The sequence below is a fragment of the uncultured Psychrosphaera sp. genome (genome assembly GCF_947500655.1).
Lineage (GTDB): Bacteria > Pseudomonadota > Gammaproteobacteria > Enterobacterales > Alteromonadaceae > Psychrosphaera.
Genome location: NZ_CANMSK010000010.1, coordinates 46,871 through 61,125 on the forward strand (window position 1 = coordinate 46,871; position 14,255 = coordinate 61,125).

Consider the following 14,255-nt stretch of genomic DNA (forward strand, 5'->3'; position numbering starts at 1 on the left):
AGGCACAAAAAAAGCCCGGTAAACCGAGCTTCTTATTATTTAATTAGTTGAGAACTAATTAATCAAGTACTACTACATTAGCAGCTTGAGGACCTTTTTGTCCGTCTTCAACTTCAAATTCAACACGTTGGCCGTCTTTTAAAGTTTTGAAACCTTCAGAAGCGATTGAACGGAAATGAACGAATACGTCTTTACCGCCTTCGTCTTGAGTTAAAAATCCGAAACCTTTCTCTTCGTTAAACCATTTAACAACGCCAGTAGTTTTTGACATGTTTGTAACCTTATAATATAAATTTTAATTACGATGAGTATTCACCGATTGAGCCTTTTAGATTTTACTTAATTGATTAGAGCTTATGATGAAATCTACAATCAAATAACAACGCACTGATTAAAATTTATATAACATAAAGCGGGTAACAAAATAATATAGCCTCTATAAGGCAAATGCATCATAGCATAACTTTCATCAACCACAAGCGCTTATTTTTTAACCAACCACATTTGCTGTAAATTTTATTTACAGCACGCGCCGCAAACACGCTATTATAGACGTAATTAATAATCATGATAAAAGATTAAGATATAAAATATGAGTGGAAATAACAGAGCAAATATACAAATTGGTTTAGAAGTTAACATTGTGCAAAAACAAGATCAACGCTCAGGTGAGTTAACAAAAGGGGTTGTAGATAAAATATTGACCAACAGCCCTAATCACCCACATGGAATTAAAGTGCGATTAGATAGCGGTGAAGTTGGTCGTGTAAAAGAGATCTTAAGCTAAAATATTAGCTTAAGTTGCGATGAAAAAATTCAACTACCATACCGTATACTCGTAGTGCTAATGCGGGATCATATCTATCGCCTTCATCACGCATAAATGCATGTTGGGCGTTAAATTCATGCCATGTAAATGAGTTTCCACTGGCAATCAAGTTCAAATGTATTTTCATACGCCCTTCATCTGGTACATGAGGGTCTTGTTTACCCCAGATCATTTGTAGTTCAGCTTTTATGTCTTTAGTTCGGGTAAAACTGTCATTACCTTTTTCACAAGGTAAGGTATCAGAATGGATATCTGTTGCATACAAACAACTTGCGGCTAATATGTTTTCATTTAACGCTGCACGATAAGCCAAATGGCCACCAATACAAACACCCATAGCTCCCATTCTACCGCTGCAATAAGACTGAGTTGCTACAAAGTCGACTAACGCTTGTGTGTCACTGTCATGATGTTCTAACGGTTTCGTCCATTTATCAGCATTGCCTTTGTCTTTACCTGCGTCGTCATAACCTAATACAGTGCCGATTGGATTAAGCTCATGAAACACTTCTGGTACTAACACCACAAAACCATGACCTGCCATTATTGCCGCACTTCTTTGTATTGGTGCGGTTAATTGAAATATTTCTGAGTAAAATATAATCGCAGGATAGGTGCCCTGTTCTTCTGGTTTATACACCTTAGTGCGCATTAAACCAGTTGGCGTTGGAATATCATGAAGCTGACTTGTGATGATCATATTGTTTTCTTTATTTTGAGGTGAACCTTTATGCTTGAGATAATAAAACACTCTGCATTAATAAACCATGTCTTAAACTTAACACTTGATACTGTTAAACTAAATTCATCATCACCTATTTGTTAAAAACTATTTAAGAGACTAACTATGAAAAAACTTTTAATTGCTTCCGCTTTATTAGTAGCGTGTTCGGTACAGCAAGTTCACGCTTGGGGCCAAACAGGTCACAGGATCACAGGCGCAATTGCTCAAATGTATTTAACTGCAGATGCAATGGCTGCAATTAAACTGTTATTACCAAATGAAAGTTTGGCTGAAGCCTCTACCTACCCAGATGAAATGCGTTCAAACCCTGACGCTTTCTGGCAAAAAGAAGCCGGAGCTTATCACTACGTAACGGTACCAGAAGGCAAGCATTACCATGAAGTTGACGCGCCAGACAAAGGCGATGCTTATACAGCGCTTGAGAAATTTTCAAAAATAGTTAAAGACAAAAGTGCCCCATTAAAAGAACGCCAAAAAGCGTTACGCTTTATTGTTCATATCATAGGTGATTTACACCAACCTCTGCATGCTGGTAACGGTACAGATAAAGGCGGTAACGATGTGAAGTTAGAGTTCTTCTGGGAAAAGTCTAACTTACATAGAGTGTGGGACTCAGGTTTAATCGACCAGCGTCAGCTTTCTTATAGTGAGTGGACACTATGGTTAAGTGAGAAAATTTCACCAGAGCAGGCTAAAGCTTGGACGACGACTGATCCATTAATTTATATTGAAGAAAGCGCTAAAATCCGTGATGGCATTTACCCAGAGGAAGAACGTGTAAGTTGGGATTATTTATACCAAAATATGCCTACGGTAAAACAACAGTTACAAAAAGGCGGTGTAAGAATCGCAGCCTATTTAAATGATTTATTTAAATAGTATGACTATGTCACTCTAAATAACTAATTTAGTTTTAGAACTGAATACTAATAAAAAAGGAAGCCGCTTACGAGCTTCCTTTTTTATTAGCCGTGTAACAATTAGATTAACAATCAAAGTAAAACTGCAATCCAAACTAATATCGCTATAAATAAACTTAGTCCCACAGCCGCAGATGCCAAGTCTTTTGCCAAACCAGATAATGGGTGAATATCTAGCCCTACTCTATCAACTACAGCCTCTATTGCGGTATTCAGTATTTCAGTAAATATCACAAATAAAATAGCTATAATTAAAATAATTTGTTCGCTAACACTTATGTTGAAAGCAAAACTTAGTGGAATAGCCATCACCAATAAAACAATCTCTTGACGAAATGCAGCTTCATTTTTCAATAACCAGTTAAGTGCTCGTGCTGTATTTTTAGCGGCACTAATAATTCTTTTTAAACCTTTTGGCTTATCATTTACGTCAAACATGTTATTCATTAATTATAATATCCAATGATTATTTAAATATATTATCTTTTAGCTTGAGAACGATTCCCCGTCCTTTTGCCGTTTGCTCTTTGCCCTGCTCTTTTTTTCTGAGCGCCTTTGGTATTCTTTCTATTGTTCACTGGCTTTTTGGTTAAGTCAGGTTCATAACCTGGTAACCATTGTTGTAATAAACGCGTATCTAAAATCGCTTCAACTTCATCTAATAAGTATTCCTCGCCAACACTTAATAGAGAAATCGCTAATCCTTGTTTACCCGCACGGCCAGTTCTGCCGATTCTATGGATATAATCCTCAGCTATATATGGCAGTTGATAATTGATCACATAGTTTAAGTCTTGTATATCAAGACCACGGGCCGCAACATCTGTAGCCACTAACGCTCTTATCTCACCGTTTTTAAACTGCTCTAATGCTCTTTCTCTTGCACCTTGAGACTTATCGCCATGAATCGATTCGGTTTTTACGCCGTCTTTCTTCATTTCTTTTGCCAGTTCATCGGCATCTTGTTTAGTGCGCGTGAATATTAATACTTGATGCCAGTTTTTTGAACCAATTAAATGGGATATTAACTCACGCTTTCTGTCGGCATCAATATTATAAACCACTTGTTCAACGGTCGCTGCTGCAGTATTACGCTGATCCGCTTCAATTAATATCGCATCATTTAACAAACGTTTACTTAAGGTAAATATCGACTCGTCAAATGTGGCAGAAAATAATAAAGTTTGTCTTGGGCTTGGCAATTTTTTCATTATGCGGCTAATTTCGTCTTTAAAACCCATATCCAACATACGATCGGCTTCATCAAAAACTACATATTCAATATGATCTAAGCTTATATTTTCGTTATATAAGTGGTCTAACAAACGCCCTGGCGTAGCAATAACAATATCAACACCTTGTTTTAACTCATCAACTTGGTTCTTAATACTCACGCCGCCATAAACTAATGCGCTTTTGATATTGGTATTTTGAGAGTAAGTGTTAAAACTTTTATGTACTTGCTGCGCTAATTCGCGTGTCGGCGTTAAAATTAACGCTTTAACTCGTTTATCTGTTTGTACTTGATACGTGTCATTTTCTTGTGAATTAATTAATTCATGTAGAATTGGCAAAGCAAAAGCAGCGGTTTTTCCAGTGCCTGTTTGCGCCCCAGCCATTACATCTTGACCCTTTAATATATGTGGTATGGCGGCAGATTGAATTTCTGTTGGGGTGTCATAACCTGCGTTATTCAACGCTTCTAATAAAAGGGTATGTAAACCTAAAGAGTCAAATGACATAGTGTGTAACGCTCATAATCTTAACAAAAAAAGATTTTAACAAATAAACGATGTGTTTTTCTGGTTAATTTATTTAATCAATAATAGCCATTGCAACTTGTTCATTTCGGGCTAATATAAGATTGTAAGCTTTAAAGCGTGTTTATATTTTTTATTAGACGAAAGTATTTATTGAACGAAAGTACAAGCTTTGAGTCATAGATTAAGCACGCCCTATTTTTCACAGTTACATTTTGTTATTAAGGTTGTTTATGAAAATTAATATTTCCGGTCACCATTTAACTATCAAAGATTCAATCAAAGAGCATACTTCAGAAAAACTTACAAAAATAAGCGAACACTTTCCCGATATCATCGCAGTAAATGTCATACTCTCTATAGACAATAAAAAAGTGGCTATGGTTGAAATGGACACTGTTTTCCACTCTCAGAAAATAACGATTAAAGAAACTAAAGACGACATGTTTCAAGCTGTCACTAGTGCAGTACAGAAACTTCATAGAGTATTAACTGATAAAAAAGGCATAGAACAAGCCAATCGAAGTGATCATGTTAATGAAGTTGAACCCGATCACACTCACGAACATATTCAGAATTTAAATCTATCTCAATAGATATCCCTCATTTATTATCATTTAATAAAACCAGTACTAGTACTGGTTTTATTTTAATTTCACTTACTGTGTAATTATTTTTCGTTTGCACGGTCTTATAGGTTAAGGTCTACTAAAATAGAGTTTAACTGATGGAAACGGCAAAATTGGAAATCAACAGTGCATCATTACAGCGTAATGCAAACCGTATATATGGCGTCGTTGTTGTGCTCGGAATTTTATTATCGGCCTATGTTTATTTATCAGCAGATAAAATTGAAAGCGGTACCTTACAATTAATTGAACACGAAATACCTATTTTTGGTCAACTTCAGCAACTCGACTCTGCACTAACTGAACAAGAATTATATTTGAATGAATATTACGCCAACCAAGATAGAGATTTATATTCTGTTGACTTCAAAAACACATCATTAAAAACAGAACAACTGTTAAAGCAACTTCTAGATTTCAATGTTGCACCGCAACAAATTACAGAATTAACCCAAGAACAAAATAAAATAATGGCGTTAGCTGTTAATTTTGATAGTAATATGCAATCTGATGTTTCTGGAAAATGGGATATAGCAAGAGAGCACTTAAGTATGTTTTCTATGTATCGCCAACAAACTAAACCGATTGTAAAAAGTATTGCCGCAGACACCGATGAACGGGTTATGCAGCAATATAAAGATACCAAACAAAACTTAAGCCAAACCTCTTCTATTGTACTAGCCTACAGCATTCTAATGCTTGTTCTCGCTACTTTCATTGGCCGCTATATTAAAAGCTTTATTTTGGTATCAGTAAAAAATAAACGTCTTGCATTATTCCCGCAACGAAACCCTAACCCTATTATAAGTTTAGATAAAAAAAATAACGTTAGCTTTGCCAATCCTGCGACAGATAAACTAGTTGCAACATTAGCCATAAGCAAAGAATTCCTTTATCAATCAATAATCGAACAAGCAAAACCAGTACAAGAGCAAATATTCCTTAGTAAACAAGTTCACGATAGATTTGAATTTTCAATTGGCAGTAAAACGTTGGATTGCGAAATACATTGGTTAAGTGACTTAGAAACTTGGGATTTACACTTGGCCGATGTCACGCAAAAGAAATTAGCAGAAGAGAAACTGAACTATCAAGCTTATCATGACCAAACTACCGGCTTGTTTAATAAAAATAAATTTTATGAAACGCTCAATTCACAGTGTGAGCAAGAAAAGCACTTTATTGCAGGTTCTTTTGAAATTAGAAATTACAGCAAGTTAGTCTCTCAATTAGGCATAGAACAGACTGAAAAGTTTGTAGTAGAAGTCACTGAATTGTTATGCCCGTTATTAGAAGAAATTATTGATGACTACCCATTTACTTTGTACCAAACCTCAGAAAAACAGTTCTCCATTATTATAGAAGCGGATTTTTGTACTGAACGCTTGCGTAAAATAGTGCATCAAATAGAAACCAAAATTGAAAGAGAAACCTTTTATAACGCCAAGCACATAGAGTTAGATTTTGGTTTTTGTTGTTTCCCTGAACATGCAAACAATAAAAGTAGCATTATGAAATGTTTAAACATTGCGCTTGATCATGCCATCGCGACGGAGCACTCCACGTTAGTGATTTATTCTCATTCACTAGGAGACTCTATTTCACAGGAACTCGCTCTTACAGAAAAATTACGTATTGCTATTAATAACAAAGAATTAGAGTTGTATTTTCAGCCACAACTTAATATTCAAAACAATACCATTGTTGGGTTAGAAACCTTAATTCGCTGGCCTACAGAGGACGGTTTTATTCCTCCAGTTGACTTTATTCCATTAGCTGAAAAGTCAGGCTTAATTATTCCGTTAGGTGAATGGATTGCAATTAATGCATGTAAACAAGCTAAGCACCTAATAGATAAAGGTTATAACGATATTGTGGTGGCAATCAACATCTCACCACAGCAGTTCCAACATCCAGACTTTTACAATATGATCGTTGGTGCTTTAGCCTTCACTAAGGTTCCAGCTCATAACATTGAATTAGAGATCACCGAAGGCGTGATCATGTACAACGAAGCCGACACTATTGATTTATTACATAAATTAAAAGCCGTTGGTCTTATGTTGTCGATTGATGATTTTGGAACGGGTTATTCTTCATTAAGTTATTTAAAACAATTCCCAATTGATAAATTAAAAATAGATCAGTCGTTCATCTTTAATATTAATACTGATGCTGCCGACAAAGCCATTGTAAATACGGTTGTAGATTTAGGTAAAAACTTAGGTCTTACCTTAATTGCTGAAGGTGTTGAAGAGGCAGAGCATTTAGATATTTTGAAGAAGATGGGTTGTCAGGAAATTCAAGGTTACTATTTCAGTCGCCCTCTTCCTGTACTTCAATTACATGAGTTTTTACAGAACAACCAAGACCAGAAAGAATTTGCATAAACCGATTGTAACGTCGTTACTAGATTTAACAATGGACTTTACCATTCGCTAAATCTAGTAAAACAAGCGTTAAGCTAACTTACTTGCTCGCTTTATTCTTTTTAACAACGCCGCCTAAACGCCCTTTTTTAAAGCGACCTACTCGTTCAATTTGAGTTTCAGTTACTTTATTCGCACGGGTTGGTCTTACTTGAGATTCAATATTTTTAAGTAATACACTTCTATTACTTACTTCATAACCCGGACGAGAAATACGTTTAATTTTAGTCCCTATTAAACGTTGTATTTTATCTACAATTTGCTCTTCTTCACGGCTAACAAAAGAAATAGCACGACCTTTATTGCCCGCACGACCTGTACGTCCAATTCTATGCACGTAATCTTCTGGTAAATACGGTAAGTTGAAGTTAACTACACAATCTAACCCTTGAATATCAATACCACGAGCCGCAACTTCAGTCGCAATAAGAACTTGAACCTTAGCAGATTTAAAATCTGATAATGCTCTACGTCTGGCACCTTGTTTAACATCACCGTGACAAATAGCTACCGGAATACGTTTACTTTGTAATGACGCTAATAATCTATCCGCTTGATCTTTAGTACTAGTGAAAACTAATACTTGGAACCAGTTAAACTCTTCTAATAAATCAATAAACAGATCAACTTTTTTACGTTCTTCCACTGGATACATAATATGATCAATGGTGTCTGCTGTTACGTTTTGCTTAGCAACACTTACTATTGTGTGATTGTTCAAAATCTTTTTGGCCAGCTCACTTACCGAATGAGATGTAGTAGCCGAAAACAATAATGTTTGGCGCGTTTTAGAAGTGAAGTTCATTAGCTTTTGCACGTCAGTAATAAAGCCCATATCAAGCATACGGTCAGCTTCATCTAATACCACAAACTCAACTTCTGAAAGGTCTACATTACAAACTTCAATATGTTCTAACAAACGTCCTGGTGTTGATATTAATACATCCACACCTTTTTTTAGTTTTGCAGCTTGGCCAGCCATTTTTCCGCCGCCATACAATGCAGTAACGTTAAATGGTAAAAACTGGGCGTAATTACCAATTGTCTCAGCTAACTGCTCAGCAAGCTCACGCGTTGGCGTTAGTATTAACGCTCTTGGTCTTTTAGAATCTGTTGTTCTTGGCTTATCAATTAGCTTTTGTAAAACGGGAATTGAAAACGCGGCTGTTTTACCTGTGCCTGTTTGCGCATTCGCTAAAATGTCTTTGCCTCTGCGAGCTGGCGTAATAGCTTGTTGCTGAATTGGTGTCATTTTACTGTAACCACACGCATCTATTGCCTGTTGCAATTCTGGGGCTAAATCTAAAGATGAAAAGTTCATGCTAATTGGTCCTAATGACTAAAATTGCAAAATAAATCTAATATTAATTGGATTAAATATATTATGCTGGGCTACAGATAAAAATTGATGGCGGAGTATACAGGAAAATCCCAAATAAGAGTTAATTGATTCACAATTCGAATAAAAAACATTCTATTATTACAACGAGCTCCAATCTTGTTTAATCCAATCACTCGCTCTTTCTGCAACCATAATAGTCGGAGCATTGGTGTTGCCTCCCATTAAGTTTGGAAAAATAGATGCATCTACAACTCTTAGTCCCTTAATACCGTGGACTTTAAGCGTGTTATCCACTACTGCTTCATCATCCGTCCCCATTTTACATGTGCCAACTGGATGATAAATGGTATCTGCTTTTTCTCTAATTTTTTCGATTAATGCTTCATCAGATAACTCATATTCATTACCCAAAGATGCCTTTCTAAATTTAGTGATTGGGCTTTGCTCCATGATCTCATTGGCCATACGTACACCTTTTAGCAAAGTCTTAATATCAGCCTCATCCGATAAAAAGTTAGGATCGATAAGTGGCGCATCAAGGGGATCACTTGAAGACAGTTTCACCGTACCTTTACTTTTGGGACGCAACACACAGGTATGATTACTATAACCATGGATTAACGATGAGCGTAAATTTCTAGCATGATCATCCACCACGGCCACTACAAAATGTAATTGAATATCAGGTCTCGCTAAACGTTTATCTGTCTTTAAAAAAGCGCCTGTTTCAGCAAAATTAGACGTTAGAATGCCTTCTCTATTAAACAAGTATTTAAAGATCTGGTTAGCAAAGTACAATACTCCTTTAAATGATAAACCAAATATTTTATGAGTATTGGCTTCATAGCTAGTGATAAAATCTAAATGATCTTCAAGATTTTTACCTACTCCAGCTAATTGATGTTTATGCTCTATGCCAAAGGGTTCTATGTCTTGTTTGTCACCAATCCCTGACAACATTAATAATTGCGGTGAGGTAAAAGTCCCAGCACTTAACAATACTTCTTTTTTTGCGCTAACAATTAACTTGTTATTGTTATGTAAAAGCTCAACACCTGTGCAGTGTTTATTATCCAGTTGCAATTTAGTTACTCGGGCATTAGTTAAAATGGTGAGGTTTTTACGTTCTCTAACTTCTGGAGTTAGATACGCTTTTGCTGCACTGCAACGTCGGCCATTCATTTGAGTGACTTGGTAACGACCAACACCTTCTTGCTCTTCTCCATTAAAGTCGTCATTAACTTTATATCCCAAGGCTTCACCGGCTTTTATAAATGCATTAGCAATAGGATGATTTGAGCGTGAATCGCTAACAAATAAAGGCCCTTTAGTACCATGCAATTCACCAGAGAAAGTTAAATTACGTTCAGCTTTTTTAAAGTACGGCAGTACATCTTCCCAGCCCCAACCTAGCGCCTTCCAATCGTCATAATCTTTAGGTACACCACGAGTATAAATCATCGCATTAATAGAGCTGGAGCCCCCTAATACTTTACCTCTAGGCTGGTAACCTTTACGGTTGTTTAACTGTTTTTGTTCAACCGTATTAAATGCCCAATTCTTATATTTTGTTGGCACGATTGATACAGCCGCTGCTGGGACATGAACGGCGGCTACATTTTTATCATCACTACCTGCTTCAATGAGCAACACATTATGATCTTCGACTTCTGATAGCCTAGTTGCCAGTACACAACCAGCAGAACCACCACCGACAACAATAAAGTCATATTCTGTATTTACCATTTTCTTCTCATAATGTGTTTAAAATAATGCTACTGGCAAACTACCCAAACATTTTAGGAGTTGCAACTTGTTATGCACTTTCACAGTTATAACAATTACCTGAATTAATATAAAAGTCATAAAAAAAGCAGACTTAATAAGTCTGCTTAGCTTTACTAACTAGAACTAACTAGATACTAAATTGTTATTTAGAATCAGCTCGGCCTAAGAATTTCTGTTCTGTCGTGCTAACTTTAATATTATCACCTGTAGAAATATGTTCAGGAACTTGAACAACCAAACCAGTTGATAAAGTTGCAGGCTTAGTTCTTGCCGTTGCAGAACCGCCTTTTAATGCAGGCGCGGTTTCTTCAATAACCAATTCAACGCTAGCTGGTAAATCAAGAGCAACTGGTGTGCCTTCAATTAATATAACGCTTAAGCCTTGAGTGTCTTCATTGATAAATAACATTTCATCTGCAATGACAGACGTATTGATGTTGTATGGCGTGTAATCTTCATTATCCATAAATACATGCTGATCACCATCTACATAAGAAAACATAGATGCACGACGTGTAAGATCTGCAAAATTTAACATATCACTGTCTTTAAATGTTTCGTCAACCTTACCACCGGTAACTACATCGTACATACGCATACGGTATAAACTACCACCGGCTCTACCTTGTGGTACTGAGCGTTCAATATCTCTGACAATCATTACTCGACCGTTAAAATCGATCGCTGCATTCTTTTTTATATCACTAGCCTTTGGCATATCACTACTTCCTAAAAAATTTGCGAAAATTTACCACGAACTAAAGTTGACGCCAAACTTTTTAACCAACTCTAGCTAAAAATTTATTATAACCAGTGTTAGGTTTCGCTTTAAATTGATATTTTGAGACGATTCACTAATTTTAAGAGATGAGTTACTCATAAACTAAATTTTAGGTCTAGTAGTATAGTGCTATAGACTTTACTAATTACAATCAGGCAATGTAAATTGAGCGAACCAGAATTGTTTAAAAATCGCTTACTTACGACAACGGAGATAAACCATGATTACGTTTACCGTCAATAATGAAGTACGTGAGTTTTCTGGAGATCCTAGTACTCCCGTGCTTTGGTATTTAAGAGATGAATTGCAACTTACTGGACCTAAATTTGGCTGTGGCATGGCGCAATGTGGAGCTTGTACTATTCATCTTAACGGCGTTGCACAGCGATCGTGTATATTACCGATTGCCGCCATTTCAGGCCAAAAAATAACGACTATTGAAGGACTAAGTGAAGACGGTGAACATCCGGTACAGCAAGCATGGGTAGAACATAAAGTTCCTCAATGCGGTTTCTGTCAATGTGGTCAAATGATGCAAGCCGCTAGTTTACTCGCAAGTAACCCAACGCCTAGCGATGAAGAGATTGTACAAAGTATGTCGGGCAATATTTGTCGATGTGGTACTTATCCTCGCATTCACAAAGCCATTAAGTCTGCATCAAAAAGCATTGCTGGTGTTGAATATTACGTTCCTGAAAAAACAGGTGAAAAAGCATGAGCCAATATTTTGATTTAACTCGTCGTCGGTTTTTAAAATCTAGCGCTACAGTTGGTGCTTTAGTTCTTGGAACTTGTTTTGTAGGTGCGGTTCCTAGAGCAATGGCTGGAGTATTAGCAAAACCATCTGAGTCTGCAAAGGAAGCTAATTTATTTGTCGCTTTGCGTCCTGATGGTATCGTTGAAATTACTTGTCATCGCTCTGAAATGGGTCAACAAATTCGTACTGCCATTGCACAAATTGTAGCTGATGAAATGGAAGCAGCCTGGGATAAAGTGGTGGTTATTCAAGGTAAAGGCGACCTTAAATATGGTGACCAAAACACCGATGGATCTCGAAGTATTCGTTACAATATGCAACGCTTACGTGAAATGGGTGCAAGTGTTCGTTACCTTATGCGACAAGCCGCTGCAACCCGTTGGGGCGTATCTTTAGATTCATGTTCAGCAGTGCAGCATATTGTTAGCCATAGCTCAGGTAAAACGCTAACGTACGCAGAATTAGTAAATGATGTGTTAAACATTACCCCACCAGAGACAGATAAAGTCCCACTTAAAAAACGCAGTGAATGGCGTTACATTAATACTGCTATGGAACATATTGATTTAAAAGATATTGTGACAGGCAAAGCCACATTTGCAGCCGATGTATTAGAGCCTAAAGCACTGATTGCAATGATTGTTCGACCGCCCGTTGTCGGAGGAAAAGTTAAAAACTTTGATGCTAAAGCCGCAAAAGCGATAGACGGTGTAGTTGATGTAGTCGAGATCCCAGCGCCAAAAGGCGCGCCTTTCTTTCAACCTAAAGGTGGTATCGCTATTATTGCTAATAATACTTGGGCCGCTATGAAAGGTCGTAAAGCATTAAGCGTTAGTTGGGACGACGGTAAAAACGGCGACTATAATTCAGAAACGTTTAAAGAAAGCTTGTTAGCGACCGTATCTTCTCCGCAAACATCCATAAGAGAAGTAGGAAATGCTGCGGCTATCCTGGCCAAATCCACTGATAAACTAGTGGCAGATTATTATGCACCGCATTTAGCACAGGCGCCAATGGAGCCACCTTGTGCAACCGCGATGTATTACAAAGATCACGTAGATGTTTGGGCAGCAACGCAAAATCCTCAAGCGGATATGCAAACCGTTGCAGCTATGGTGGGGTTGCCAAAAGAGCAAATTAACGTTCACGTTACTATGTTAGGTGGTGGTTTTGGTCGTAAGTCCAAGCCAGACTTCTCAGCAGAAGCGGCTTACCTTTCGATGAAAACAGGCAAAGCCATTCGTGTTCAATGGACCCGTGAAGACGACATACAACATGGTTTCTATCATGCAGTTTCGGCTCAACACATTGAAGCCACGCTGGATGAAAATGGTGCTATTGAAGCCTATTTACACCGTACTGCGTTTTCGCCTATTACTTCTACGTTTCAAGAAGGCGCAACCAAAGCTGGTAGCTTTGAATTACGTTTAGGTTTTACCGACAATCCTATTAACACTCCTAACATGAAGTTAGAAAATGGTGAAGCGCCAGCCAAAGCAAGAATTGGTTGGATGCGTTCCGTATCCAATATTTTCCATGCCTTTGCCGTTCAATCATTTATTGCTGAAGCGGCGCATAAAGCCGGACGTGATCAAAAAGATTATTTGTTAGAAACGATAGGCCCTGACCGCATCTTAGATGTAACTGAGGAACATGCCGATTACGATAATTACGGTGGTGACAAAGCGGTTTATCCGTTAGATATAGCTAGATTACGTCATGCTATTGAGAAAGTAGCCCAAATGAGTAAATGGGGAAGAAAACTCCCTAAAGGTAGAGGCTTAGGAATAGCAGCACACAGAAGCTTCTTAACTTACGTAGCAACAGTGGTTGAGGTAGAAGTATCAGACTCTGGTGAGTTAAACATCATTAAATCATGGGCAAGTATTGATGCTGGAACGGTAGTTAATACCGACACTGTGATCAACCAAGTACAAGGTGGTTCTATTTATGGAATTACCGCAGCCATTAGTGGCGGCATAACGTTTGATAAAGGCCGTGTTCAGCAAAGTAATTTCCATGATTACCGCGTACCGCGCATGAGTGATAGCCCATTAGAAGTGGACGTAGAGATCATTCAAAGTGAAGCTCCTCCTGCAGGTGTTGGTGAGCCTGCTACTCCGGTTTACGCCCCAGCTCTATGTAATGCTATTTTTGCCGCATGTGGTAAACGTATTAGACAGTTACCTATTGGTGACCAGTTAAAAGCTTAAGCCATTAAAAACGATTGTGATGATCACCTCTGAGCTTGCATAAAGCTCAAAGGTGGTTTTAT

13 protein-coding genes are annotated in these 14,255 nt (G+C 37.5%); 6 read left to right on the forward strand and 7 right to left on the reverse strand.

Features of this window, described 5'->3' with window-relative positions:
• Positions 1-58 precede the first annotated feature (58 nt).
• A complete protein-coding gene (locus Q0940_RS10020) occupies positions 59-271 on the reverse strand; it encodes a cold-shock protein (RefSeq protein ID WP_105052973.1) in 213 nt (70 codons plus the stop codon).
• A 321-nt stretch (positions 272-592) separates the two neighbouring features.
• Here Q0940_RS10020 and Q0940_RS10025 point away from each other — a divergent pair, with 321 nt between their 5' ends.
• Entirely contained in the window at positions 593-787 is a 195-nt protein-coding gene (locus Q0940_RS10025) for a YwbE family protein (RefSeq protein WP_299267787.1), read from the forward strand.
• A gap of 4 nt (positions 788-791) precedes the next feature.
• Here Q0940_RS10025 and Q0940_RS10030 read toward each other — a convergent pair whose 3' ends face one another.
• Positions 792-1,529 carry a dienelactone hydrolase family protein gene (locus tag Q0940_RS10030; protein WP_299267789.1) on the reverse strand — a complete coding sequence of 246 codons (738 nt, stop codon included), beginning with the start codon at positions 1,527-1,529 and terminating at the stop codon, positions 792-794.
• A 147-nt stretch (positions 1,530-1,676) separates the two neighbouring features.
• Here Q0940_RS10030 and Q0940_RS10035 point away from each other — a divergent pair, with 147 nt between their 5' ends.
• Positions 1,677-2,453, forward strand: a complete 777-nt coding sequence (locus tag Q0940_RS10035; protein ID WP_299267792.1) for a S1/P1 nuclease — start codon at positions 1,677-1,679, stop codon at positions 2,451-2,453.
• A gap of 113 nt (positions 2,454-2,566) precedes the next feature.
• Here Q0940_RS10035 and Q0940_RS10040 read toward each other — a convergent pair whose 3' ends face one another.
• Positions 2,567-2,932, reverse strand: coding sequence for a diacylglycerol kinase (locus tag Q0940_RS10040; RefSeq protein WP_299268012.1), 366 nt, complete (start codon positions 2,930-2,932; stop codon positions 2,567-2,569).
• A gap of 41 nt (positions 2,933-2,973) precedes the next feature.
• Positions 2,974-4,236 carry a DEAD/DEAH box helicase gene (locus Q0940_RS10045; protein ID WP_299267795.1) on the reverse strand — a complete coding sequence of 421 codons (1,263 nt, stop codon included), beginning with the start codon at positions 4,234-4,236 and terminating at the stop codon, positions 2,974-2,976.
• A 251-nt stretch (positions 4,237-4,487) separates the two neighbouring features.
• On the opposite strand from Q0940_RS10045, the gene raiA reads away from it, so the two are divergent.
• Complete coding sequence (raiA, locus tag Q0940_RS10050) at positions 4,488-4,850, forward strand: ribosome-associated translation inhibitor RaiA (RefSeq protein WP_299267797.1); 363 nt, start codon at positions 4,488-4,490, stop codon at positions 4,848-4,850.
• Between the two features lie 131 nt (positions 4,851-4,981).
• The gene (locus Q0940_RS10055; RefSeq protein WP_299267800.1) at positions 4,982-7,273 is read left to right on the forward strand and encodes a GGDEF domain-containing phosphodiesterase; all 2,292 of its coding nucleotides are present in this window, start codon (positions 4,982-4,984) and stop codon (positions 7,271-7,273) included.
• Between the two features lie 79 nt (positions 7,274-7,352).
• On the opposite strand, the gene Q0940_RS10060 is transcribed toward Q0940_RS10055, so the two are convergent.
• The 3 genes from Q0940_RS10060 to yeiP all read right to left on the reverse strand — a co-directional run bounded on the left by Q0940_RS10060 (position 7,353) and on the right by yeiP (position 11,160).
• Complete coding sequence (locus Q0940_RS10060; protein ID WP_299267802.1) at positions 7,353-8,633, reverse strand: DEAD/DEAH box helicase; 1,281 nt, start codon at positions 8,631-8,633, stop codon at positions 7,353-7,355.
• 159 nt (positions 8,634-8,792) lie between these two features.
• Entirely contained in the window at positions 8,793-10,400 is a 1,608-nt protein-coding gene (locus Q0940_RS10065) for a GMC family oxidoreductase N-terminal domain-containing protein (protein WP_299267805.1), read from the reverse strand.
• A gap of 184 nt (positions 10,401-10,584) precedes the next feature.
• Positions 10,585-11,160: an elongation factor P-like protein YeiP gene (yeiP, locus tag Q0940_RS10070; protein ID WP_299267807.1), complete on the reverse strand. Its 576-nt coding sequence runs from the start codon at positions 11,158-11,160 to the stop codon at positions 10,585-10,587.
• Between the two features lie 283 nt (positions 11,161-11,443).
• Here yeiP and Q0940_RS10075 point away from each other — a divergent pair, with 283 nt between their 5' ends.
• Positions 11,444-11,941 (forward strand): (2Fe-2S)-binding protein, encoded by a 498-nt coding sequence (locus tag Q0940_RS10075; protein ID WP_299267810.1) that lies wholly within the window; start codon positions 11,444-11,446, stop codon positions 11,939-11,941.
• Entirely contained in the window at positions 11,938-14,193 is a 2,256-nt protein-coding gene (locus Q0940_RS10080) for a molybdopterin cofactor-binding domain-containing protein (RefSeq protein ID WP_299267812.1), read from the forward strand. Before Q0940_RS10075 ends, Q0940_RS10080 begins: the two co-directional genes overlap by 4 nt.
• The last annotated feature ends 62 nt before the right edge of the window (positions 14,194-14,255 follow it).